This is a genomic window from Polaribacter sp., from assembly GCF_965656025.1.
Classification (GTDB): domain Bacteria; phylum Bacteroidota; class Bacteroidia; order Flavobacteriales; family Flavobacteriaceae; genus Polaribacter.
This window is the reverse complement of sequence record NZ_CBFHJT010000007.1, coordinates 4,463-29,340: the sequence shown is the minus strand read 5'-3', so window position 1 is coordinate 29,340 and position 24,878 is coordinate 4,463. Positions and strand designations below refer to the sequence as shown.

Annotated in this window: 20 protein-coding genes; 13 read left to right on the top strand and 7 right to left on the bottom strand. The window is 30.9% G+C overall.

Annotation, left to right across the window (positions count from 1 at the left end; all coding sequences use genetic code 11):
- The 3 genes from ACTG3S_RS02345 to ACTG3S_RS02335 all read left to right on the top strand — a co-directional run.
- Positions 1-701, top strand: a 701-nt coding sequence (locus ACTG3S_RS02345; protein WP_439127769.1) for a hydroxymethylglutaryl-CoA lyase, incomplete at its 5' end; no start/stop codon positions are given.
- Positions 702-857: 156 nt separating this feature from the next.
- On the top strand, positions 858-3,167 hold the full coding sequence (locus ACTG3S_RS02340; RefSeq protein WP_439127768.1) for a hypothetical protein: 2,310 nt from the start codon (positions 858-860) through the stop codon (positions 3,165-3,167).
- 90 nt (positions 3,168-3,257) lie between these two features.
- On the top strand, positions 3,258-4,778 hold the full coding sequence (locus tag ACTG3S_RS02335; RefSeq protein WP_439127767.1) for a bifunctional metallophosphatase/5'-nucleotidase: 1,521 nt from the start codon (positions 3,258-3,260) through the stop codon (positions 4,776-4,778).
- 32 nt (positions 4,779-4,810) lie between these two features.
- Here ACTG3S_RS02335 and ACTG3S_RS02330 read toward each other — a convergent pair whose 3' ends face one another.
- Positions 4,811-7,042, bottom strand: a complete 2,232-nt coding sequence (locus tag ACTG3S_RS02330; protein WP_439127766.1) for a TonB-dependent receptor family protein — start codon at positions 7,040-7,042, stop codon at positions 4,811-4,813.
- Between the two features lie 261 nt (positions 7,043-7,303).
- Between ACTG3S_RS02330 and ACTG3S_RS02325 the strand changes: the two genes are divergently transcribed.
- Both ACTG3S_RS02325 and guaB read left to right on the top strand, forming a co-directional pair.
- Positions 7,304-8,026 carry a hypothetical protein gene (locus tag ACTG3S_RS02325; protein ID WP_439127765.1) on the top strand — a complete coding sequence of 241 codons (723 nt, stop codon included), beginning with the start codon at positions 7,304-7,306 and terminating at the stop codon, positions 8,024-8,026.
- A 67-nt stretch (positions 8,027-8,093) separates the two neighbouring features.
- On the top strand, positions 8,094-9,569 hold the full coding sequence (guaB, locus tag ACTG3S_RS02320; RefSeq protein WP_439127799.1) for an IMP dehydrogenase: 1,476 nt from the start codon (positions 8,094-8,096) through the stop codon (positions 9,567-9,569).
- Positions 9,570-9,623: 54 nt separating this feature from the next.
- On the opposite strand, the gene ACTG3S_RS02315 is transcribed toward guaB, so the two are convergent.
- The 3 genes from ACTG3S_RS02315 to ACTG3S_RS02305 all read right to left on the bottom strand — a co-directional run bounded on the left by ACTG3S_RS02315 (position 9,624) and on the right by ACTG3S_RS02305 (position 12,760).
- Positions 9,624-11,108: an alpha/beta fold hydrolase gene (locus ACTG3S_RS02315; RefSeq protein WP_439127764.1), complete on the bottom strand. Its 1,485-nt coding sequence runs from the start codon at positions 11,106-11,108 to the stop codon at positions 9,624-9,626.
- Between the two features lie 2 nt (positions 11,109-11,110).
- Complete coding sequence (locus tag ACTG3S_RS02310; protein WP_439127763.1) at positions 11,111-11,506, bottom strand: hypothetical protein; 396 nt, start codon at positions 11,504-11,506, stop codon at positions 11,111-11,113.
- 117 nt (positions 11,507-11,623) lie between these two features.
- Positions 11,624-12,760 carry a helix-turn-helix transcriptional regulator gene (locus tag ACTG3S_RS02305; RefSeq protein WP_439127762.1) on the bottom strand — a complete coding sequence of 379 codons (1,137 nt, stop codon included), beginning with the start codon at positions 12,758-12,760 and terminating at the stop codon, positions 11,624-11,626.
- Positions 12,761-12,943: 183 nt separating this feature from the next.
- On the opposite strand from ACTG3S_RS02305, the gene ACTG3S_RS02300 reads away from it, so the two are divergent.
- Together ACTG3S_RS02300 and ACTG3S_RS02295 are read left to right on the top strand one after the other, a co-directional pair.
- Positions 12,944-15,439 (top strand): M14 family metallopeptidase, encoded by a 2,496-nt coding sequence (locus ACTG3S_RS02300; RefSeq protein ID WP_439127761.1) that lies wholly within the window; start codon positions 12,944-12,946, stop codon positions 15,437-15,439.
- A gap of 126 nt (positions 15,440-15,565) precedes the next feature.
- A complete protein-coding gene (locus ACTG3S_RS02295; RefSeq protein ID WP_439127760.1) occupies positions 15,566-15,724 on the top strand; it encodes a YqaE/Pmp3 family membrane protein in 159 nt (52 codons plus the stop codon).
- On the opposite strand, the gene ACTG3S_RS02290 is transcribed toward ACTG3S_RS02295, so the two are convergent.
- The 3 genes from ACTG3S_RS02290 to ACTG3S_RS02280 form a co-directional block, all read right to left on the bottom strand.
- The gene (locus ACTG3S_RS02290) at positions 15,721-16,059 is read right to left on the bottom strand and encodes a tRNA-binding protein (protein ID WP_439127759.1); all 339 of its coding nucleotides are present in this window, start codon (positions 16,057-16,059) and stop codon (positions 15,721-15,723) included. The two genes, ACTG3S_RS02295 and ACTG3S_RS02290, sit on opposite strands and share 4 nt — an antisense overlap.
- Positions 16,060-16,404 (bottom strand): DinB family protein, encoded by a 345-nt coding sequence (locus ACTG3S_RS02285; RefSeq protein ID WP_439127798.1) that lies wholly within the window; start codon positions 16,402-16,404, stop codon positions 16,060-16,062. It abuts the gene before it with no gap.
- A 191-nt stretch (positions 16,405-16,595) separates the two neighbouring features.
- Positions 16,596-17,276 (bottom strand): tetratricopeptide repeat protein, encoded by a 681-nt coding sequence (locus tag ACTG3S_RS02280; protein ID WP_439127758.1) that lies wholly within the window; start codon positions 17,274-17,276, stop codon positions 16,596-16,598.
- Positions 17,277-17,956: 680 nt separating this feature from the next.
- Between ACTG3S_RS02280 and leuC the strand changes: the two genes are divergently transcribed.
- From leuC to ACTG3S_RS02250, 6 genes are all read left to right on the top strand, one after another.
- Positions 17,957-19,354: a 3-isopropylmalate dehydratase large subunit gene (leuC, locus tag ACTG3S_RS02275; RefSeq protein ID WP_439127757.1), complete on the top strand. Its 1,398-nt coding sequence runs from the start codon at positions 17,957-17,959 to the stop codon at positions 19,352-19,354.
- 108 nt (positions 19,355-19,462) lie between these two features.
- Complete coding sequence (gene leuD / locus ACTG3S_RS02270) at positions 19,463-20,062, top strand: 3-isopropylmalate dehydratase small subunit (protein ID WP_439127756.1); 600 nt, start codon at positions 19,463-19,465, stop codon at positions 20,060-20,062.
- Between the two features lie 22 nt (positions 20,063-20,084).
- Positions 20,085-21,605 carry an alpha-isopropylmalate synthase regulatory domain-containing protein gene (locus tag ACTG3S_RS02265; protein ID WP_439127797.1) on the top strand — a complete coding sequence of 507 codons (1,521 nt, stop codon included), beginning with the start codon at positions 20,085-20,087 and terminating at the stop codon, positions 21,603-21,605.
- A gap of 105 nt (positions 21,606-21,710) precedes the next feature.
- Positions 21,711-22,766, top strand: a complete 1,056-nt coding sequence (gene leuB, locus ACTG3S_RS02260; RefSeq protein WP_439127755.1) for a 3-isopropylmalate dehydrogenase — start codon at positions 21,711-21,713, stop codon at positions 22,764-22,766.
- A gap of 103 nt (positions 22,767-22,869) precedes the next feature.
- Positions 22,870-23,850 (top strand): carboxypeptidase regulatory-like domain-containing protein, encoded by a 981-nt coding sequence (locus ACTG3S_RS02255; RefSeq protein WP_439127796.1) that lies wholly within the window; start codon positions 22,870-22,872, stop codon positions 23,848-23,850.
- A 32-nt stretch (positions 23,851-23,882) separates the two neighbouring features.
- The gene (locus tag ACTG3S_RS02250; RefSeq protein ID WP_439127754.1) at positions 23,883-24,539 is read left to right on the top strand and encodes an outer membrane beta-barrel protein; all 657 of its coding nucleotides are present in this window, start codon (positions 23,883-23,885) and stop codon (positions 24,537-24,539) included.
- Positions 24,540-24,878 lie beyond the last annotated feature (339 nt).

Here is a 24,878-nt window from a genome sequence, read left to right as displayed (position 1 = left end):
AAATACCACAAATGCGAGATACTTCCGCTGTTTTAGAAAAATTAGATCTTTCTAAAACCAATAGTAAATTGTTAGCTATAATTGCAAATACAAGAGGCGCTACTGATGCTGTTCAGTTTCAAGAAATAGATTATTTGGGCTATCCATTTTCTATATCAGAAAATTTTCAAATGCGTAATACACACAAGACTATTAAAGAATCTATTGTTACTTTAGATAAAATTTTAAATTTAGCAGATCAAAATAACAAAGAGGTGGTTGCCTACTTATCTATGGGTTTTGGTAATCCTTATGGAGATCCTTGGAATGTAGAAATAGTAGGTGAGTGGACAGAAAAATTAGCAAAAATGGGCGTTAAAATTTTATCGCTTTCAGATACTATTGGCAGTTCTACACCAGAAGTAATCAATTATTTATTCTCTAATTTGATTCCTAATTATCCAAAAATTGAATTTGGCGCACATTTACATACTACACCAGATAAATGGCACGAAAAAGTTGATGCTGCTTTTAAAGCAGGTTGTAATAGGTTTGATGGAGCTATAAAAGGTTATGGTGGTTGCCCTATGGCAAAAGACGAACTTACAGGCAATATGCCAACTGAAAAATTGCTAAGTTATTTTACTACTCAAAAAGCTGATACCAACATAAAACCTATGAGTTTTGAAAGCGCTTACAACAAAGCTTTAGAGGTTTTTTAAAATCTTAAAGTTTCTTAAAGATTACTAATAAATGTTAAAACATCTTAAAGGTAAGTTAATTTTGCATTTGAGTTACTTTTTATCTTTTTTAAGCTATTGTTTATAAATCTATTTTGTTTAGTTTGCATTGAAATTAATTAAACAAAAAATAATAACATGAAAAAACTAAGCTTAATTTTATTAGTGATGTCATTCGTATTTTACAATTGTGATAACGAGGATGACTTCGACTATCAATTTTACACACCAACAGGAAATTCTATAACTTACAATCTTGGAACTAAAGATGTTGCCGGAATATCAGGTACAGTTTCTTTTGTTGAAAACACAGATGCTTCAATCAATATTAATATTTCTCTTACGGGAACGCCTGATGGCGGACAGCATCCTGCACACATTCATTTTAATACAGCTGCAGAAGGTGGAGATATTGCATTATCACTTGGAAATGTAAATGGAAGTAGTGGCAAAAGCACCATCAACGTAACAACTTTAGATGATGGTACACCAATTACTTTCTCTGATCTTATCAATTTTGATGGTTATATTAATGTTCATTTAAGTGCAGATGAATTAGGAACCATTGTGGCACAAGGAGATATTGGACAAAATGCCTTAAAAATGAATTCTATCGTTTACGATTTAGGTGAAAAAGATGTAGCCGGTATTTCTGGTACGGCAACTTTTTTCGAAAGAGAGAATGGAAGTATTTTAGCCGAATTAGATATTCAAAATACTCCAGCAGGAGGAGAACATCCAGCTCACATACACGCTAATACAGCAGCAGAAGGTGGTGGAATTCTATTATCATTTACACCAGTAAATGGAGATACTGGTAAAAGTTTTACCAATTTTACCGCATTCGATGATGGTACAGCCTTAACTTTTTCAGAAATCGAAAATTTAGATGCTTACATTAATGTTCACTTAAGTTCAAGTCAACTTTCTACAATTGTTGCTCAAGGAGATATTGGTCAAAATGATTTAACAGGAAACACGATAGATTATGATTTAGGAGAAAAAGACGTAGCAGGAATATCTGGTACAGCTACTTTTTCAGAAAGAATTAATGGTGAAGCTTTAGCAACATTAAATATAATGAATACGCCTGCAGGTGGCGAACACCCAGCTCATATACATGCGAACACAGCAGCAGAAGGTGGTGCAATATTACTTTCTTTTACTCCAGTTAATGGAGATACAGGAATGAGTGCAACAAATGTAACGGCATTAGACGATGGATCTTCGTTCATGTATGCTGATGTTTCAGGTATTGATGGTTACATCAACGTACATTTAGGTGCTGGCGCACAATTAGCAACTATTGTAGCACAAGGTGATATAGGTCAGAATGATTTAACCGGAAATACGATAGATTATGATTTAGGAGAAAAAGACGTTGCTGGAATATCAGGTACAGCTACTTTTTCAGAAAGAATAAATGGTGAAGCCTTAGCAACATTAAATATTATGAACACTCCAGCAGGAGGAGAGCACCCAGCACATATACATGCAAATACAGCTATAGAAGGTGGTGCAATATTACTTTCTTTTACTCCAGTAAATGGAGACACAGGAATGAGTGTAACTAACATAACAGCTTTAGATGATGGATCTTCATTCATGTATGCTGACGTTTCTGATGTAGACGGTTATATTAACGTACATTTAAGTGCAACACAATTAGGAACAATTGTAGCACAGGGAGATATAGGACAGAACGATTTAACTGGAAATACAATAGATTATGATTTAGGAGAAAAAGACGTTGCAGGAATCTCTGGTACAGCAACATTTGCCGAAAGAATTAACGGAGAAGCATTAGCTACATTAGATATAATGAATACACCAGCAGGTGGAATGCATCCAGCACATATTCATGCAAATACAGCTGCAGAAAGTGGCGCAATATTATTTTCTTTTACTCCTGTTAATGGAGACACTGGAATGAGTATGACAAATGTAGCAGCCTTTGATGATGGTTCAGCATTCATGTATAGTGATATTTCTGCATTAGATGCTTATATCAACGTGCATTTAAGTGCAACACAATTAGGAACAATTGTAGCCCAGGGAGATATTGGTAGAAACGATTTAACTGGAGAAAGCAAAGTGTACACGTTAGCAGAAAAAGATGTAGCAGGTATTTCAGGTACAGCTACTTTCTACGAAAGATTAGATGGTTCTGCGTTAGCAGTTTTAAATGTAATGAATACTCCACCAGGAGGAATGCACCCAGCACATATTCATGAAAATGACGCTGCAACTGGTGGACCAATAGCATTCAGTTTTACACCTGTAAACGGAGATACTGGAATGAGTATGTCTCAAGTTGAAGCTTTAGATGACGGAACAGCTATTACTTATGATGGAATTTTAACCTTTGACGGTTATATTAACGTTCATTTAAGCGCAACTCAGTTAGGAACAATTGTTGCCCAAGGTAACATTGGTTCTAATGAATAATTAGTTAATTAATTCAATAATTCTAAAACCCATCAATATTTGATGGGTTTTTTTATGGATTGTTATTACATTTGGATATATTTAATTACAATGAAGAAAACGATTCTTAAAAAAAGTTTTTTATTAATTTTAATTCTTTTGGTATCATGCCAAAAAGATGATCATAAAATCGATTTTACATTTTTACAAATTAATGATGTATATGAAATTGCACCTATTCAAGGAGGAGAATTTGGTGGAATGGCAAGAGTAGAAACTGTACATCAAGAATTGTTGCAACAAAACCCCAATACACTTTTATTTTTAGCAGGTGATTTTTTAAATCCCTCTTTATTGGGAACGATAAAAGTTGATGGAGAACGAGTGAAGGGAAAACAAATGGTAGAAGTAATGAACGCCATGAATTTTGATTTGGTAGCTTTTGGAAATCACGAATTTGATGTATCTCAAAAAGAATTACAAAAAAGATTAAATGAGAGTAATTTTCCTTGGATTTCTGCCAACGTAAAACTAAAAACTAATGCAGCTGCTATTCCTTTTTACAAAGAAAAAAATGGTCAAAAAGAAACACTAGGAGAGACCTTTATTAAAGAACTAACTGACGAAGATGGAACAAAAATAAAGATTGGTTTTATAAGTGTTTGTATTCCTTCAAATCCAAAAGAGTATGTAGAATATGGCAATATGTTTGTAAAAGCAAGAGCATCCTACGCGGCAATTAAAGATTCTGTAGATGTTGTTTTTGGTTTAACACATGTGAAAATAGCAAACGATAAAAGAATTGCAAAATTAATTCCTGATTTACCGCTAATCATGGGTGGTCATGAACATACCAATATGAAACATCAAGTAGGTAGTGTTACAATTACCAAAGCAGATGCCAACGCAAAAACGGCTTACATACACAGGATTTCCTATGATAAAAAAACGAAAAAAACCAAAGTAATTTCTGAATTAAAAGAAATCAATTCATCCGTAAAAGAAGACGAAAAAGTAGCTGTTATTGTAAATAAATGGCAGTATATTTTAGATGATAAAATTAAAGATGTCATAGACAATCCCTCAGAAATTATTTACAATGCAAAAACTCCATTAGATGGTAGAGACAAACCTATTAGAAGTAAACAAACCAATTTAGGGCAAGTTATTACTGCAGCCATGTCTTTTGCTTTTAATGATAAGGTTGATGCGGCTTTGGTGAATGGTGGTTCTATTAGAATTGACGACCAATTAAGTGGAAATATTACTCCTGTTGATATTTTTAGAGTATTGCCGTATGGAGGTGATATTGTAAAAGTAACCATTAAAGGAAGGTTGTTAAAACGTGTTTTAGATTATGGCCAATTAGCAGCAGGGACAGGAGCCTATTTACACAGACACAATATAACTTTACAAGGAAAAGATTGGTTAATTGCTAGAGAAAAAATCAACCCAAATAAAACTTATACCGTTGCTTTTTCTGATTATTTGTTAAAAGGTTTTGATATCCCTTTTTTATCTGATAAAAATAAAGAAGTATTTTCTGTATATCACCCAAAAGAATCAGAATTAGGATATGATATTCGAAAAGCAGTAGTTGCTTATTTAAAACAAAAAAAGAACGCTAATTAGCGTTCTTTTTTTATGATATTTCTTTTACTTGATTAAAAAGTAAACTCTAGTCCTCCATAAATTCCAAACGGATGACCAGGTCTTAATCCTGCAGGAACTCTTGAAGCAGCATAGGTATTGTCTAATAAGTTAATTACATTTAAAGTTGTACTTAAACGTTTTGTGATAAAATACTTTCCAGACAAATCCACAATAAAATTAGCCTCTACTCTTTCATTATCAGGGATATTCCCTGTACCTGCTAAAGTTCTAAACTCACCATTAAATCGTCCATTTACGTTGATTTCAAAATCTTTGTGTTCTATTGAGAAAGTGGTATTAAATTGATGTTTTGGTATGTAAGGCAATTCATCACCAACAGCAACTGTACCCCACAAATCATTTGCACTACCAAAACTATTTTGAAATTCAGTATTTGTAAACGTATATCCAAAAGAAATTGGAAGTGAGAATCTTGCACCCGTATTCGTAAAATTATAATTTAATAATAATTCTATTCCGTTTACATTTACCTCACCAGCATTAAATTGATCTAAAGAGCCTGTACCACCAGTTGCAGCTAAATCGCTACCTAATAGATTAGAATAATCGTTAAAGAATCCAACAAATTCACCTTGTAATTTTCCTAGCTTAAAACGTGTTCCTAATTCGTAATTAATGCTTTCTTCAGGTGCTTGTCCATCTTGATTTCCAGGAGGAGAAAAACCTTTGTGAATTCCACCAAAAAGTGAAACTTCATTATTAAATTTATAATTGGCACCCATTCCTGGTATAAAAACACCCACTGAATTTTCTCTTGTTGCTAAATTTGCGCCAGTTCTATTTACATCATTTTTTCCAAAATCTTCTCTTTGTAAAGTGATGTTTTCATAACGCACACCAGGAGTAAACGTCCAGTTATTATATTTTAATTTATAAGTAATATAAGATGCAAATGCATTTGCACTACTAATTCTATTGGCGTCTGTACCCTCAATTGCATCAGTAGTTAAAGCCATAACACCAGTATTAGTTATGCTATATTTATCCACCCATTGAAATCTGTCTTCCTCATCATAATGATAACGTAATCCGATTTCTAAGTCGTGAAAAGCATCACCTTTATACCAATGATAATCAAGTTTTGTTTGAATTCCGGTTGAATAATATTTTCTATTATTAGCCTTTACACCAATGGCATCTGCAGCAGAATTTACAGAACCGTTTACAATGCTAAAATGATTGGCATACGTTATTGGCTCTTCTAAGATATCAGCAATTCCTTTTTTAGTTCCGTTAAAAGTAACATCATTTAATTTATACCAGTTTCTTGCAAAATTATTTTGATACGCAGTGGTTGTAATTCTTACATTTTTAGAAAAATCTAATTGATGAGTAATCATATATTGTGTATGGTCTGTAACCATTCTGTCTTCGTTTGAAGAAGCATATCTAGAAAAAGGATTGGTATTAAAATCTTGTTCAGATAAACCCAAATACGTTTCGTTTCCATCTTCATCAGAATATTGAAATTTGAATTCTAGAGATTGTTGAATACTCGCTTTTGGAAATAAGTTTACACCAAATTTTGCTACAACATCATTCTTGTTAAAACCAGTATTTTTCCCACTTGGTAAGGTTTTAAATCCATCAGAACCATAATTGAGATATTCTAAAACATAACCAAAGTTTTGATTTCCACCACCAATTTTTGCGTGTAATTGGTTAGAATTAAAACTACCATAACTTGCACGTACTTTTCCACCAAGTTCAGTCGGAATTTGCGCAGAAATCATATTAATCGCTCCACCAGTTGTAAAAGGCCCATATTGAACTTGACTACTTCCTTTTAAGACTTCCACGGCTTCCATTCTAGCTATTGTTGGAAAATAATAAGCTGATGAAGCACTATAAGGAGCAGGTGCAATTAAAACTCCATCTTCCATCAATGTTATTTTAGAACTTCTTTCAGGTGATGTTCCTCTTAAACTGATATTTGGACGTAAACCAAATCCGTCTTCTTCATAAATAGTAACTCCAGGTACACTTCTTAAAGCTCTATTTACATCTGTAAAACTAAATTTTTGTAATTCTTTTGGCGATAAATAATAAGCAGAACCTGTTCTATGTTTCGCTACATATTTATTTCCGAAAATTGCTTTTGTAGAAATAATAATCTCATCTAATTTTTGAATGGAGTCTAATGTTACTGTTTTTTTTTGTTTTTTTTGAGCTGTTAAAGCTACTGTAAATAAGGTTGTTATGATTAATATACCTTTTCTCATTTTATTTAGATTAAATATAAATAGTTGGTTTTAAAGCCGCAAAGATACAACCCAAAAGAAGTTTAACAAAACTTATTTAGAATAAATAAAGATAAAATTAGTAATGATTTGATTTATAATAGCTTAAACTTAATTGATGGATTTATGGAAATTTTAAAAAATAGTACTTAATTATTTAAATTCATTTTAAATAAAAGTCAAATTATTAGCTATTTTTAAAATTAGAAATGAATTATTATTTTAGTGGTAAAATATTATGATATGTTACAAACTATTGATATTCAACAGCAATTAATAAAAGAAAGGAATAAAAAACACCAATCTTTTGATGTTTTACAGTGGGTGCAAGAAGTTTTTGAGGACATAGAAACAAAAGAAAAAAGTGTTTTAGAAAGACTAGCACAATCTCCTATTCATAAAAACGTAAACTCTTTTGATATAGATAAGGTTGATGCAAATGCTATTTTTCACATCAAACAAATAAAAAAAATCTGTATAGATTTTAGACTTCGTTTTTTAGATACTAGATATTTTAAAGCAGATTATCCACAAGAAGTAATTTCTAAAATACAAGCTTTAGAAAAAGAACATCATACTACATTAGACGGTTTTAAAATAATAGCTCCGTCTAAATTATTCGAGCTAAATGAAGCTGACGATCCGTTACTATTTGCACCTATGGGAAATGGTTATTATTACTTAATACATAAATGGGGTAAGGACTTACATCCAATGAGAAAGATAAAGTTTTGGGCTATTAAGAATGTAGAAAATTTATTGTGGGCAGTTTTAGCAGCTAGTATTTTGGGAACGTTTGTTACAAAAAATTTGTTTTATGGAGACATGAATAATTTTGGGCACATTGCTATTTTATTTCTCTTTTTTGTAAAAGGAATTATAGGAATGTTCTTTTTCTATGGTGTAGCTTCTGGTAAAAACTTTAGTGCGTATTGTTGGACAAGTAAATACAATAAAATATCTTAAACATAATTTAATACTTAAATTCAATAATAAATTGTAAATTTGCATGCAATTATACCTTAATTGCGATATGACAGCACACAACAACAAAATTTTAGGAGAAGGTTTAACGTATGACGACGTTTTATTAGTTCCTGCTTTTTCAGAAGTACTTCCAAGAGAAGTAAGCATACAAACAAAATTTACTAAAAATATCACTATAAATGTACCCATTGCTTCAGCAGCTATGGATACTGTTACAGAGTCTGCTTTAGCAATTGCAATTGCAAGAGAAGGTGGTATTGGTGTTTTACATAAAAACATGTCTATAGAGCAACAAGCTTTAGAAGTTAGAAAAGTAAAACGTGCAGAATCTGGTATGATATTAGATCCTGTTACATTGCCATTAACAGCCACTGTGTTAGATGCAAAAGCAAACATGAAAGAGCATAGCATTGGTGGTATACCAATTGTTGATAAAAATGGCACTCTGAAAGGAATAGTTACTAATAGAGATTTACGCTTCGAGCATAATAACGGCAGACCAATTGTAGAAGTTATGACGAGTGAAAATTTAGTAACTGCTTCCGTAGGAACTTCTTTAAAAGATGCCGAAAAAATACTTCAAAATCATAAAATTGAAAAACTTTTAATTGTTGATGAGCATTATACATTAAAAGGTTTAATTACTTTTAGAGATATTACTAAGGTTACACAAAAACCAATAGCCAATAAAGATTCTTTTGGTAGATTAAGAGTTGCAGCTGCTTTAGGTGTAACTGGTGATGCGGTAGAGAGAGCAGAAGCTTTGGTAAATGCAGGTGTAGATGCTGTAATTATAGATACTGCACATGGTCATACAAAAGGTGTAGTTACAGTTTTAAAACAAGTAAAAAGTAAATTCCCTAAACTAGACGTGGTTGTAGGTAATATAGCCACTGCAAGTGCTGCAAAATATTTGGTAGAAGCTGGTGCAGATGCTGTAAAAGTAGGTATTGGTCCAGGTTCTATTTGTACAACAAGAGTTGTTGCAGGAGTTGGTTTTCCACAGTTTTCTGCAGTTTTAGAAGTTGCTGCTGCCATAAAGGGTAGTGGAGTGCCTGTAATTGCAGATGGAGGTATACGTTATACAGGTGATATTCCAAAAGCTATTGCAGCTGGTGCAGATTGTGTAATGTTAGGTTCTTTATTAGCAGGTACTAAAGAATCTCCAGGAGAAACCATTATTTACGAAGGAAGAAAATTTAAATCTTATAGAGGTATGGGGTCTGTAGAAGCCATGAAACAAGGTTCTAAGGACAGATACTTTCAAGATGTAGAAGCAGATATTAAAAAATTAGTACCAGAAGGAATTGTTGGTAGAGTACCTTATAAGGGAGATTTATTTGAAAGTATTCATCAATTTATTGGTGGTTTACGTGCAGGTATGGGCTATTGTGGAGCAAAAGACATAGAAACCCTAAAAGAAAATGGTCAATTTGTTAGAATTACAGCAAGTGGAATTAACGAAAGTCATCCTCATGATGTAGCTATCACAAAAGAAGCGCCGAATTATAGTAGAAGATAAAATTATAAATTTTTATAAATATAAAAGCTCAAGAATTTTATTCTTGAGCTTTTTTTATTCAGTTTTAAAATCAGGATTTTTTATTTCTTTAAAGCATTTTGGATTTGGTTTAACCATTGGATTATTGAAATAATCATTAGCAGCTTGCATCGCACATTGATTGCTCCAATTTGTGGTAGGTGTATGTTTCCATCCCTTAAAAACCAATTGAAAGCTATTTTTTAAATTTTGATGCATCGAAGTAGCCCATTTTGTTGGTGTATTTTCGTCATATTCTCCATTAATTAGTAATACAGGAATATTACTAGTAATAGGTTTGTTTTCTATATCACTAACTTTTTTAACGCCCCATATATTACAAACTTCAGATGTAAATACAACAGGAGAAAGTCCTTTTACAGCCTCGTATTTGTTGGTTTCTTTTTTTACTTTTAATTGAGAGACAAAAGGATATTCTTCTGCACACCAAACAGAGAGTCTCATACCTTTTCCTGAACCATTTCCTGGTTTTGCAAACAAATATGAGAGTTGTTTTTTTACAGATGTTAAATCGTTTTTTAATAACTTATTTATTTCAAAAGGAATATTTTCTACATCACCAGTTGAAGCTCCAGAAAATACATTTATTAAATCTTTTCCTTTTAAATAAAAAGTTTCCATAACATCTTTCTCTGGATTTTTAACTTGTACTACTAAAGGATTATTTGTTTTCTCAATAAGATAATCAAAAAAACGTTTTTTAATGTTAGGAAAAGCTTTGTTACAATTGGTGTTTTGCTCACAATCATCTAATAATTTATTTACAGTATAAAATAGGTTTGCAACACTTTCTTCATCATAATTTACTTCTAATGGTAAAGCAGAATCCATAACAACACTTCTTATACGCTCTGGATAATCCCTCATTAATACTTGTGCAATTTTTGTGCTATAAGATATTGTGAGTAGATTATACTTTTTAATCTGTAAGGTTTTTACCAAATCATTAATATCTGCTGCAATTTCATTTGTATTATAACTATTAAGATCTATATTTTTTTGAACTAATCTATCTCTACAAACTTTAGCTGCCTTTGTATAAATTTTGTTTGCTTCTTTAGAATTTAACTTTTCTAAATGAATTTTATTTGTTGCTTTAGCCCATTCAGGGCAATCTAAATGAGGCTTTGCGTAATAATTACCTCGCTGTTCTACAAGTATAAAATCTCTATCATCTAAATATTTATAATATTTCATATAAGGTGCAGAGGGCATAGAAGAGGAACCAGGACCACCAACAGTATATATTATAGGATCTTTTTTAGGATTAGGGTTTCTACTTTTAAATATGTATACTGGTAATTGTATTGTTTTTTTACTATTGCTAGTTCTATTTTCTAGAACTGTTAAATACCCAAAAACATAATCTTGTCCTTTAGGAATTTTATGAGTTGTTTTTTTTGATAACTGAAAAGTTGGAGTAAATTCTTGAGTAATATCTTTTGATGATTTACAACTAGTCAAAATGCAAAAAGCTAAAATCACTAATTTTAATTTCATATTTAATCAGTTATTTTTGTTGCTGTCCAAACAGATAAAAAATCTCTATCTACAGCATGTGTGGTACCATATAAAACATCATTTTTAAAATAAAATGTTGTATTATACTCACCTGTTCCATCTCCAGAAATTAATGCTCCGTATATAATTCCCAACTGTGTATTTAATTTTCCTTTTTTAATTTTTACGCCTTTACGATAAAATTCACCCTCAAAAGATTGCTCTTTTACTTTAGTAATTTTCATCATTGCAAAGTTTGCATCAGTTTTATCTTGTGGACTCATATCAATTTTCCAAGTCCCTAAAATTACATTTACATCTATTTTTTCTTTTTTATATTCAATATTAGTGGATAAAATTGTGATTAAACAAATAGAGATTGCATAAATAGTTTTCATTTTTTTAGTTTTATAAATTCTTTACAAACCTAGAGTTTTAGAAACAACAAATCGTTTCAATTAAAAAAATGGCACCTTATTTTTTAAAGTAAAAAGTTCAGTTTTATAAATGACACCTTATTTGGTGAATTTTAATTCACTTGGAGAGATTCCCAAATGTTTTTTAATAGCTCTGTTAAATGAAGATTTTGAATTAAACCCAGCATCTAATGCTAAACTAAGTAAAGTATATTTTGAATTTTCTTGATCTTTTAAAAGTAATTGAACTTGTTTTACTCTATATTGATTTACAAAATCATTAAACCTTTTATTGAAAATTTCACTTAAGCACTTAGAAATTAAATAAGGTTTTACATTGATTTCCTTTGATAAAATTTCTAAAGAAAGTTCTTGGTTTTTATAGAGTTCTTTAATTTCCATAATATCTATAAGTTTTTCTGATATCACTTTAAGACGCAACATTTCGTCTTTATTTATAGTATTTTTTAACATCAGTTCAGGTTCATTTCTTCTAGAAAACCCTTCGATTCCTATCCAATAAGTAATAATTGCAATACCTATAAAAAATGGATAATAATAAAACCTAGTAAAGTAAAAGTAGCTACCTGCATTAGAAGATTTAAAGATTATTAAATCGAATAAAAATACTACTAAAACTAAAGTAAAATAAATTAAAAAGGCTACTAAAATTCTTTTAATCCAAGTTAATTTTTCCTTACTAATTTCGTATCGATTATCTATAGAATTTAAGAGTTTTAAAGACTTGTAAGAATAAAGAGTAATTAAAAAACTTGCAATAATATAAATGGTAGAATTGTTCATCCATATTATATAACTATAATAACCTAACCAAGATAAACTTTCTTTTGTGCCATCCCAATATAAGTTTTGTACTCTAACAAAAACACTTATTGCTATCTGAAAAATTAAAGGAAGTAAATGAATAAAATCTTTTCTTTTAAAATTAAAATTCAAATTCGGTTGAGTTTGTGCTTTTGTGTAATAGTAAATTAAAGCACCATGTATCCAGCTTAAATCTATCATTATGTAATACCAACTATCATAATAACCAAGTCCAAATAATCGCATTATTTGAATAATCAACCTATAAGAAAGTAGAAATAAAATAGCAGCTAAAATTTTATTAGCAATTTTATTATACTTAGTAGATTTAAACAAAATAATACCATATACAATACCTTGTATAGCTCCAATAGAGAGTATTAGTATGGTAATAATGCTAGTTATTTTCATGAAAATTTAAAAAGCCATTTTAAATGATAGATAATATGATGACATTAAAAGTATTAAACCAAAAATATATAATTATTTTGGTATAGATAAACTAACTCTTCTTAAATCTTAAACATTGTTAAATTCTATTTAAGAAAGTAACCGAATTATTATATTTGAATAAAACTAACCTAAATTATAAAAATGAAAAAAATATTATTATTAATTTTTCTAGTTTCATTTACAATATCTGCACAAAAAGTAGATTTAAGTTATTACTTACCAAATGAAAGATACAATACAGAAATACCAACACCCAAAGAAATAATTGGTCATGAAATAGGCGAGTGGCATATTACTCATGATAAATTAGTAGAATATATGAAGGCTTTGGCTGCGGCTTCAGACAGAATTTCTATAGAAAATAGAGGTACAACTTATGAAGGCAGGCCTCTGATATTACTAACAATCACTGCACCAAATAATCATAAGCGTTTAGAAGAAATTAGACAAAACCACATCAAAGCAACTAATGATGCTTCTTTTGATGCTACAAATGGACCTATTGTAGTATATCAAGGATTTTCTATACATGGTAACGAGCCGAGTGGTTCTAATGCAGCTATGGCAGTTGCCTATTATTTAGCAGCTTCTTTAAAATCAGAAACTCAAGAATTGTTAGGTAATACAGTTATTTTGTTTGATCCTTCATTTAATCCTGATGGATTGCAGCGTTTTGCATATTGGGCAAATACCAACAAAAGTAAAAACATAAATCCAGATCCAAATGATAGAGAATACTCTGAAATTTGGCCTCGTGGGAGAACCAACCACTATCAATTTGATATGAATAGAGATTGGTTGCCAGTTCAATTACCAGAAAGTAAAGCAAGAATTGCAAGTTTTCATAAATGGTTGCCAAATATCTTAACAGATCATCATGAAATGGGTAGCAATGCTACTTTCTTTTTTCAACCAGGTATACCAAGCAGAACAAACCCATTAACCCCACAATTAAATCAAAATTTAACCAAAGAAATTGCAACCTATCATGCAAAAGCATTAGATAAAATAGGTTCTCTATATTATTCAGAAGAAAGTTTTGATGATTTTTATTATGGTAAGGGTTCTACTTTTCCAGACATTAATGGTAGCATTGGTATTTTATTTGAACAAGCTAGCTCTAGAGGACATGCACAAGAAACTGTAAACGGAGTTTTAACATTTCCATTTACCATCAGAAACCAAGTAACTGCGGCTTTTTCTACCTTAGAGGCTGCCAAAAAAATGCGCAAAAAAATCTTACATTATCAACAAGATTTTTATAAAGAATCTAGAGATAATGGTAGCAAAAAAGCCATTGTTTTTGGTGATGAAAAAGATGCTGCTAAAAGTTTTCATTTAGCAGAAGTATTGAAACGTCATCAAATAAAAATACATGATGTAAAAGCAGATTTTACAAAAAACGGGAAAACCTTTAAAAAAGGATACAGTTATGTAGTTCCCATGAATCAAAAAAATCAACGTTTGGTAAAAGCTATGTTTGATGTAAGAACTACTTTTAAAGATAGTTTGTTTTATGATGTTTCCGCTTGGACCTTTAACCATGCTTTTGGGGTAGACTATGCAGAAAATATATCACTATCTAAAGCTGGAGACGAAATCTCTAAGCTAGAAATGAAAAAGGGAATTGTTACTTTTAAAAGTGATTATGGCTATTTAATGCCTTGGAACGAATACTATACTCCAAAAGCGTTAAACGCAATTTTACAAAAGGGAATTCGTGCAAAAGTTTCTATGAAAAACTTTAAAAATGGTGGTAAAGATTATGATTATGGAACCATATTTATTCCTGTACAAAACCAAGAATTAAATGCTAATGATTTATTTCAATTTTTAAAAGAAACTGCCAATGAAAGTCACTTGACAATTAATGGAGTAAATACAGGTTTAAACGAAGGAATTGATTTGGGTTCTAACAATTTTAGCCCAATTACCAAACCCAAAGTAGCCATGTTGGTTGGTGATGGTATTGCTGGTAACGATTCTGGAGAAATTTGGCACATGTTAGATCAACGTTTTGATATGACTTTAACTCGTTTAGATACCCGTTATTTTAGTAGAGTAAACTTACAAAAATACACCGCAATTATAGTACCCAGTAGTTATAATTTAGGCAAATCTGCAGAAGAAAAACTAAGAACTTGGGTTAGAAATGGAGGTACTTTAATTGGTTATAAAAATACCGCAAGATGGTTGGCTAGTAAAAAGTTTATCAATCTAAATTTTGATAGTGCCAAAAGAGATTCTATTAAAAATGTATCTTTTGAAAATAGACGTTTACAATCAGGTGCACAGGTAATTGGTGGTGCTATTTTTGAAGCGAATATTGATAGGTCTCACCCAATTAATTTTGGTTATAAAAATGATAAGATTGCGCTATTTAGAAACTCAACATTATTTATTAAAGCAGCTAAAGATAGTTACAACAACCCAATTCAATATACAAACAACCCTTTATTAAGTGGTTATATTTCTAAAGAAAATTCCAAAGTTATTCCCAATACTGTACCTTTTAAAGCACAAGGTTTGGGTAGAGGAACAGTTTTGGTGTTTACAGATAATACCAACTTTAGAGCTTTTTGGTTTGGAACCAATAAATTATTAATGAATGCTATTTTCTTTGGAGATAAAATGTAAATTTTAAATAGTAAGATTTCATCTAAAAAGTGTCAAATTTAATTATTAAATTCTGACACTTTTTTTGTAGCATTGTAACAAAATAGCTTTGTAATCGTCATAATAATAACCAACCAAAGTTGTATTATGAGTTTTTTTAGAGTCCTTTTTGCCATCATTTTCCCACCACTTTCTGTAATAGACAAAGGTTGTGGTTCGTTTATTATTATTTTTCTTTTAACACTTTGTGGATGGATTCCTGGTGTAATTGGCGCATTGGTAATTTTAAATAATCCAAAGCATTAAAAAACTTGTTCACCATTTTTAATCTTTTGAGAAGCTTTTAATAAAACCACTTTTCCTTTAGAATTATAAACACCTAATACCAAAACTTCACTTAAAAAATTTGCAATTTGTCTGGGTTTAAAATTCACAATTGCTGTAATCTGTTTGTGTAAAAGTTCTTCTTTTGTATACAAATCTGTTATTTGTGCGCTCGATTTTTTAATACCCAATTTGCCAAAATCTATTGTTAATTGGTAGGCTGGTTTTCTAGCTTTCTTAAAATTATGAACTTCAATAATAGTTCCTATTCTAATATCAACGTTTAAGAAGTCTTCAAAAGTTATTTCCTCTTTCATCTATTTCCAACCTTTTCTAATCATCAATTGTTTAATGTGGGCAAAATGATGCAAACTATGCCATGCATAAATACCTGTTGCTTTTTTTAAGGAATACAATGTGTTTGTTGCTGGATGTAGAAAAGATTTTTCTAAATCGTCATCAGACAATTCATTTAAAAAATAAACCCATCTTGCATGCAATGCTTTTAAACCATCAATAGACAAAGCAATCGGACCATTTTTTGAGTCGCTTAAAGCTGCCCAAAGCGCCTCATCGTAAGGTCTAATTTTTGGAGTATCTTCTGTTAAAGTCAATTTAAAACGGATGTATGAATTTTGATGACTATCATAACAATGGTGAATTACCTGTCTAATAGTCCAACCATTTTCTCTGTAAGGAGTATCTAGTTGGTTTTCTGATAATTATCTGGTTAAAAATTCTAATTCTTGCGAAACCTTTCTAAAATAGAAATCCACTCTTCCATTTTCTTTTTAGTAATTACCTCTGGTAAGTTTACTTTTCCTATAGGGTATTTTAGATTTTCTATATCCATTTATTTCTTTGTTATTTTTTCTAACATTCTTTTAGAACTTCTATTTTCTGAGTTTATAGATAAAGATTTAGTATAACTTTTTATAGCATTTGTAGTGTCTTTTGCTTTCAGGTAAGCGTCTCCTAAACTATCAAAAGTGTTTGAACTTTTTGGATGTAATACTGTATTAATTTTAAAAATCTCAATTGCTTTTTCAATATTATTATCTCTTAAATATTTATAACCAACTCTGTTCAAACTATATTCTCGTATAATGGGGCTTAAAGAATCTTGTCTTTTTATTTCTAAAAAGGCTTCTAAAGCTTTATCATACTGGCTCTCTTCAAAATATTCATTAGGTGTTTTTTCTCCTTTTTTTAATTTTTTAAAATGATAAATTTGCCCTTTATGTTCCTTCTTAGGATCTAATTCAATGTGCATTTTAGGTTCTTTTACAAAAACAATTTTCTCATTTAACTCTTTCATGTAAAAAGAACTATCGTCTACTTTTAAAAGTTCTATGTCATCTAAACCACGCCATTTTGCAAGCAAAACTTTATCTTTAAAATAGATTTCAATAATTTCATTTTCATTAAAAAGATAACGTCCTTCTGTGGCATTAATAAATTCATCAGAATTTTCTTTTGAAGAACATGCGCTTAAAAAAAATAATAAAATAAATGGTAGTAAATAAGTTTTCATAGGTAGGTTGATATGTGTATTCTATATTTAGACGACTAATTTATACTTTTTGTTACAATATCTTTTAAGAAGTTCTAAAATAAAAAAGATTATTTAATATAGAAGTTAAAGACCAATTGAATGTTAAGTTTATTAAAAATAGTTAGAATTAAAAATTTTAAAAAATGTTATAATGTGTTAATTTTTATTTTGTTTAATATTTATTTAATAAATTTAAACAAAATTACAATTTATGAAGCTCTCAATATCATTCTATATTGCAATAACTACACTATTTTTAGTATTAACAACAGTGTTTGCAACCCTAAATTTTCCCTATGCCTGGGTATTTTACTTAACGGTTATAGGACAAATATTTCTAATAATTATGGTGTACAAAGTCTTAAAAGATAATTATACCACAACAAAAACCTTTAAAGATTTTTATGAGGATAATCCTATCAAAGAAGAAAATTATAGGTAAAATTATCATAATAATAAATCATTAAACTGTCTAAATTAAATTACTTTTATAATTAGACATCGTATTTATTTATTATTTAATCTATTGATATTCAGTTTTATAAACACTTCACTACACTTTGAATATAATATACACACAAGTATCTTACTTAGAAAAAGTATGTTAAATAGCTATTTTTGGTAATTGATTATTAATAAAAGTCAAAAAAAACCAAAAAATGGCAAAAACATTATTTGACAAAGTATGGGATTCTCATGTGGTACGTAGCGTAAAAGACGGGCCAGATGTTTTTTTTATAGATCGTCATTTTATTCATGAAGTTACGAGTCCTGTAGCTTTTTTAGGATTAGAAAGTAGAGGGAATACAGTTTTGTATCCAGAACGTACTTTTGCAACAGCAGATCATAATACACCCACTATAAATCAACACTTACCAGTAGAAGATGCCTTATCTGCAAATCAGTTAGATGCATTAGAAAAAAATGCAGCAAAATATGGTATTTCTCATTGGGGTTTAGGTGATAAAAATAACGGAATTGTACACGTTGTAGGTCCTGAAAACGGAATTACATTACCAGGTTCTACAATTGTTTGTGGAGATTCGCATACGTCTACACATGGTGCTTTTGGTACCATTGCATTTGGTATTGGTACTAGTGAAGTAGAAATGGTATTATCTACACAGTGTATTATGCAGCCAAAGCCTAAAGCTATGCGTATTAACGTAAATGGTAAATTAGGTGCAGGCGTAACTCCTAAAGATGTAGCTTTATATATTATTTCTAAGCAAACCACTTCTGGTGCTACAGGTTATTTTGTAGAATATGCAGGTGATGTTTTTAGAGACATGTCTATGGAAGGTAGAATGACCGTATGTAATTTATCTATAGAAATGGGTGCAAGAGGAGGAATGATTGCTCCTGATGAAAAAACATTCGATTATATTAAAGGTCGTTCTTTAACACCAAAAGGTGATGATTGGGATAAAGCCATGAAATATTGGGAAACGTTATCTACAGATGAAAATGCTCAATTTGATATAGAATTCAATTACGAGGCCTCAGATATTGAGCCAATGATTACATATGGTACCAATCCAGGAATGGGAATGGGTGTCACAAAATCAATACCAACTGCTGCAAATGTAGAAGGTGGAGCAGAAACCTATAAAAAATCTTTAGGGTATATGTCTTTTAATGAAGGTGAAGCTATGATTGGTAAAGAAATCGACTTTGTGTTTTTAGGATCTTGTACCAATGGCAGAATAGAAGATTTTAGAGCATTTTGTTCTATAGTAGATGGTAGAAAAAAAGCAGACAATGTTACAGCGTGGTTAGTTCCAGGTTCTCACAAAGTAGTAGATCAAATTAAAGCAGAAGGTTTAGATAAAATTATTGATGAAGCAGGTTTCGAGTTAAGAGAACCAGGTTGTTCTGCTTGTTTGGCAATGAATGATGATAAAATTCCAGCAGGAAAATTATCAGTTTCAACCTCAAACAGAAACTTTGAAGGAAGACAAGGACCAGGATCTAGAACATTATTAGCATCTCCTTTAGTAGCAGCAGCATCAGCTGTTGAGGGAGTTGTTACTGATCCAAGAACGCTTCTTGTATAGTTTGCAGTTCGCAGTTTTCAGTTAACAACTGATTTTTTGCCAACTAAATAATATTTGAATAACATAATGACTGCCAACTGAATACTGGCAGACTGAATACTTAAAAACATGGCTTACGATAAATTTGAAGTACTCACAAGTACAGCATACCCATTACCAATAGAAAACGTAGATACAGATCAAATTATACCTGCTCGTTTCTTAAAAGCAACAGAGCGTAAAGATTTCGATATCAATTTTTTTCGTGATTGGAGATACAATGCAGACGGAACACCAAAAGCAGATTTTCCTTTAAACAAAGAAATTTATGCAGGTTCCAAAATTCTAGTAGGAGGCAGAAACTTCGGTTCTGGTTCTTCTAGAGAACACGCAGCTTGGTCTGTGTACGATTTTGGTTTACGTTGCGTAATTTCATCTGCATTTGCAGATATTTTTAAAAACAACTGTTTAAACGTTGGGGTTTTACCAGTACAAGTTTCTGCTGCGTTTGCAGACAAGTTATTTGATGCAATTATGGCAGACCCAAAAACAGAAATCAAAGTAGATTTACCGAATCAAAAAGTAACCCTAGTAGCCACAGGAGAAACTGAACCTTTTGATATTAATACTTATAAAAAAGATAATATGTTAAACGGTTTTGATGATATTGACTACTTAAAAAACATGGAAGAAGAAATTACTGCTTTTGCAGAAACAAGACCTTTTTAATTTTTTTATAGTTGATTTTTTTATGGCTACTAGAAAAATAGAAATAATGGATACGACACTGCGTGATGGAGAACAAACATCAGGAGTGTCGTTTTCAGTTTCTGAAAAATTAACCATTGCCAAATTATTATTAGAAGAACTAAAAGTAGATCGTATAGAAATTGCATCTGCTCGTGTTTCTGATGGTGAATTAGAAGCTGTTCAAAAAATAACTTCTTGGGCTTCAACAAACAATTTTTTAGAAAATATAGAAGTGTTAACTTTTGTTGATGGTGGAAAATCAATAGATTGGATGCTTAATTCTGGTGCAAAAGTTCAGAATTTATTAACCAAAGGTTCTTTAAATCACTTAACACATCAACTTAAAAAAACACCAGCAGAACATTTTGCTAATATTAAAGCAACCATTGCCTTAGCTGAAAAAAATAATATTAAAACCAATGTATATTTAGAAGATTGGTCTAATGGAATGCGAAATTCTAAAGATTATGTTTTTGAATATTTAGAATTTTTATCAACTCAAAAAATAGAACGAGTTTTATTACCAGATACTTTGGGGGTTTTAGCACCTAAAGAAACTTTTACTTTTATTAAAGAAGTGAAACAAAAATACCCAAATATTCACTTTGATTTTCATGGGCACAATGACTATGATTTAGGGGTTGCCAATGTTATGGAAGCTGTTTTTGCAGGTATTAACGGATTACATTTAACCATTAATGGAATGGGAGAACGTGCAGGAAATGTACCTTTGGCAAGTGTAGTTGCGGTTATCAATGATTTTATAAAAGATATTAAAATCTCTGTAAATGAAACTGCTTTAAACAAAGTTAGTAAGTTAGTAGAAACGTTTTCAGGTTTTAGAATTCCTGTTAACAAACCAGTTGTTGGGGCAAATGTTTTTACGCAAACCGCTGGTATTCATGCAGATGGAGACAATAAAAACAACCTATATTTTAACGATTTAATGCCAGAGCGTTTTGGTAGAAAACGTAAATATGCTTTGGGTAAAACTTCTGGAAAAGCAAACATTCAGAAAAACTTACAAGATTTAGGCATCAGTTTAAATGATGATGAACTTAAAAAAGTTACGCAAAGAATTATCGAGTTAGGAGATAAAAAAGAAATCGTTTCTCAAGATGATTTACCCTACATTATTTCTGATGTTTTAGATAGTGATACCATAGAAAAACGTGTAGTAGTAAAAAATTATGTATTAGGTCATGCAAAAGGCATGAAACCATCTACTACTTTAAAATTAAAAGTAGAAGGTGTTTTATATGAAGCACATGCACAAGGTGATGGGCAGTTTGATGCTTTTATGAATGCGCTACGTAAATTGTACAAAACACACAGCAAAAAAGAGTTGCCAGATTTGGTAGATTATGCAGTTAGAATTCCTCCAGGAAGTCATTCTGATGCCTTGTGTGAAACCATTATTACCTGGAAAAAAGAAAAACACGAATTTATTACACGTGGTTTAGATTCAGATCAAACAGTATCTGCAATTAAAGCCACAGAAAAAATGTTGAATATAATATAAATACCCCATTTGCTTTTAGCTTTTTGCTATTAGCAGGCAAACTTAAATTAATTAAAATAGGTGCTGTTAATTGTGCGAATAGCTAACAGCCAAAAGCTTAAAAATATGAAATTAAACATCGCATTATTAGCAGGAGATGGAATTGGTCCAGAAGTAATAGATCAAGCAGTAAAAGTATCTGATGCAATTGCAAAGAAATTTAACCACGAAATTAATTGGAAACCGGCTTTAACGGGTGCTGCTGCTATTGATGCAGTAGGTGAGCCTTATCCAGATGAAACTCATGAAATTTGTGCATCTTCTGATGCGGTTTTATTTGGCGCTATTGGGCATCCAAGATTTGATAATGATCCTTCAGCAAAAGTAAGACCAGAACAAGGTTTATTAAAAATGCGTAAAAAATTAGGTTTGTTTGCAAATGTAAGACCAACCTTTACCTTTCCATCTTTATTAGATAAATCTCCTTTAAAAAGAGAACGTATTGAAGGTACAGATTTGGTTTTTTTACGTGAATTAACAGGTGGAATTTACTTTGGAGAAAAAGGTAGAAGAGATGAAGGAGAAACTGCTTTTGATAACTGTGTTTACACAAGAGCTGAAGTACAGCGTTTAGCAAAAAAAGGTTTTGAATTGGCAATGACGCGTGGTAAAAAATTATGTTGCGTAGATAAAGCGAATGTTCTAGAAACGTCACGTTTATGGAGAGAAACGGTTCAGGCAATGGAAAAAGATTATCCAGAAGTCGAAGTAGCTTATGAGTTTGTAGATGCAGTGGCTATGCGTTTGGTGCAATGGCCAAATAGTTACGATGTATTAATCACAGAAAACTTATTTGGAGATATTTTAACAGACGAAGCATCTGTAATTTCTGGTTCTATGGGCTTAATGCCAAGTGCTTCTTTAGGTGCTGATATTGGTTTGTTTGAGCCCATTCATGGTTCTTATCCACAAGCTACAGGATTAAATATTGCAAATCCTATGGCCACAGTTTTATCTGCAGCAATGATGTTTGAAAACTTTGGTTTACAAGCAGAAGGAAAAGCAATTAGAGAAGCTGTAAACAAGGCCTTAGAGGAAGGTGTGGTTACAGAAGATTTAGCAGATGGAGGAAAATCTTTCGGAACCAAAGAAGTAGGAGATTGGTTGGCTGAAAATATTTAAATTACTTTTTTAAATATACATTTAAAAGTGCTGTTTTGTGTTTCAATATTGGTTATTATTGCAAAAAAATATTCTATGAAAATACAAAACACACTTTTTTTTTATTACTTTCATTTTAAGTGTTTTTACCTTAAAAGCTCAAATAATTGGTAAAGTTGTAGATGCCCAAGATAATTACCCTTTAGAATATACTAGTGTAGCTGTTTATAAAACATCGAAAAAAACATTAGTAACTGGAGTCGTAACTAACACAAAAGGATTTTTTATAATTGAAGGTGTAAAACCTGGTAATTACTATCTAGAAATTTCTTTTTTAGGGTATAAAACTAAGGTAATCAATAATATTATTTTAAAAAGCAAAGGAGAATCAATAAATTTAAATACTATTAAACTTATTTTAGGTTCAGGTAATCAATTAAATGAAAAAGTTGTAAAGGCTGAAAAAAATACCATTTTACATAAAATTGATAGACAAGTTTTTGATACCAAAAAATATCAAAGTACAGTTGGTGGAAATGCAATAGACGCTGTTCGTAATTTACCTTCTGTAACCATTGATGGTTTTGGGGAAATTAGTGTACGAGGCAGTAAAGGATTTACAGTAATAATAAACGGAAAACCTACACAAGGTGATGTTAGTACTATATTAGCACAGTTACCAGCAAACGCTTTGGAAACAGTTGAGTTAATTACGGCTCCATCAGCAAAATATGATCCTGAAGGAAAAGGAGGTATTCTTAATATCATTACAAAAAAAGGGGCTATTGACGGAACTTTTGCACAGATTAATGTACGTGGTGGATTTCCATCCATAGAAGATTACGACACCCAAGTTGCTGCAAAACGTTTTGGAATTGATGCAACAATCAACAAAAGAACTGGAAAATGGAATTTGTCTTTTGGTGCGAGTTACCAAAGAAATGACAAAACGGGTAGGAGAGAAGGAGATATGTTTATCATCAATACTCCAGAAAATAAAACACCTTTTTACCTTCTGATGGTGAGCGTAGTTTTGATGAAATTACCTACAATGGTCGTTTTAATGCAGACTTTACACCAAGTGATAAAAATACCTTTTCAGTAGGTTTCTTTGCAGGAAAAAGAACCAAAGATCGTTTGGCAGATATCGTTTATAATAACTATGCAGTTTCTCCAATAAATAGTAACAATCGTTTGTATGAATTTACGTATTTCAATCATAACTTAAGAACTAGAAAGGGAGATTTTGCTTTAGGAAGTTTTGATTATAGTCATAAATTTAATAATGACTCAAAATTATCAACCTCAATTTTATACGAATACACTTTTTTAGGAGGACCAACAGAGAATGACAATTTAGGAGAACCTAATAGAAATATTGTATATCAAAGAGAATTTAACACCAATGACAATCCTTTATACAGAACTCGTTTTAACCTAGATTACCAATGGAAACCGTTTTCTTTTGGAGTTTTAGAAACAGGATATCAGTATAGAAGTTTAGATCATACAGGAAAATTTGTCTATGAAAGAGATGGTAATTTAGTGCCAGAATTTTCTAGTGATGTTAGTTTAGAAAGAGAAATTCATTCTGGATATGCACAACTTTCTGGTTCTAAAAGTAAATGGAATTACAATGCTGGTGTTCGTTTAGAAGCTATGGATAGAGAGTATAGAGAAACTTTACAAAGTGATGGAAAAGAAAATGTTTACAATTTAGATTTTGTAAAGTTATTTCCATCAGCATCTTTACAATATAAAATTAATGATAAAACCAATATTAAAACTGCTTAAAGCAAAAGAGTAGAAAGAACAACTAGTTTTAAAATGAACAGTTTTGCAGAGCGTGAACATTCAGAGGTTTTTGAGTAAGGTGATAATACGCTAAAACCAGAGTTTATAGATTTGGTCGAATTGGGTATTACCAAAAAATTAAAAGGTGGGAATTCAATTTATGCAACTAGATATTTTAGACATGTAAAAAATGTAATTAATCGAGTAAATACTTTAGCATATCAATAAAATGGAGCTGTAATTGATAGTTTTATTAATAGAGTGTATTCTAATGTTGGCAGTAGTAATGCCATAGGTTTAGAAATTGGTGCTACTCTTAAACCATCAAGAAATTGGAAC

Excerpts from the sequence above, each read along its gene's own strand:
- ACTG3S_RS02340 (WP_439127768.1), top strand. The coding sequence starts at position 858 with ATGAAAAAACTAAGCTTAATTTTATTAGTGATGTCATTCGTATTTTAC.
- ACTG3S_RS02335 (WP_439127767.1), top strand. The coding sequence starts at position 3,258 with ATGAAGAAAACGATTCTTAAAAAAAGTTTTTTATTAATTTTAATTCTT.
- ACTG3S_RS02330 (WP_439127766.1), bottom strand. The coding sequence starts at position 7,042 with ATGAGAAAAGGTATATTAATCATAACAACCTTATTTACAGTAGCTTTA.
- ACTG3S_RS02325 (WP_439127765.1), top strand. The coding sequence starts at position 7,304 with ATGTTACAAACTATTGATATTCAACAGCAATTAATAAAAGAAAGGAAT.
- guaB (WP_439127799.1), top strand. The coding sequence starts at position 8,094 with ATGACAGCACACAACAACAAAATTTTAGGAGAAGGTTTAACGTATGAC.
- ACTG3S_RS02315 (WP_439127764.1), bottom strand. The coding sequence starts at position 11,108 with ATGAAATTAAAATTAGTGATTTTAGCTTTTTGCATTTTGACTAGTTGT.
- ACTG3S_RS02310 (WP_439127763.1), bottom strand. The coding sequence starts at position 11,506 with ATGAAAACTATTTATGCAATCTCTATTTGTTTAATCACAATTTTATCC.
- ACTG3S_RS02305 (WP_439127762.1), bottom strand. The coding sequence starts at position 12,760 with ATGAAAATAACTAGCATTATTACCATACTAATACTCTCTATTGGAGCT.
- ACTG3S_RS02300 (WP_439127761.1), top strand. The coding sequence starts at position 12,944 with ATGAAAAAAATATTATTATTAATTTTTCTAGTTTCATTTACAATATCT.
- ACTG3S_RS02295 (WP_439127760.1), top strand. The coding sequence starts at position 15,566 with ATGAGTTTTTTTAGAGTCCTTTTTGCCATCATTTTCCCACCACTTTCT.
- ACTG3S_RS02290 (WP_439127759.1), bottom strand. The coding sequence starts at position 16,059 with ATGAAAGAGGAAATAACTTTTGAAGACTTCTTAAACGTTGATATTAGA.
- ACTG3S_RS02280 (WP_439127758.1), bottom strand. The coding sequence starts at position 17,276 with ATGAAAACTTATTTACTACCATTTATTTTATTATTTTTTTTAAGCGCA.
- leuC (WP_439127757.1), top strand. The coding sequence starts at position 17,957 with ATGGCAAAAACATTATTTGACAAAGTATGGGATTCTCATGTGGTACGT.
- leuD (WP_439127756.1), top strand. The coding sequence starts at position 19,463 with ATGGCTTACGATAAATTTGAAGTACTCACAAGTACAGCATACCCATTA.
- ACTG3S_RS02265 (WP_439127797.1), top strand. The coding sequence starts at position 20,085 with ATGGCTACTAGAAAAATAGAAATAATGGATACGACACTGCGTGATGGA.
- leuB (WP_439127755.1), top strand. The coding sequence starts at position 21,711 with ATGAAATTAAACATCGCATTATTAGCAGGAGATGGAATTGGTCCAGAA.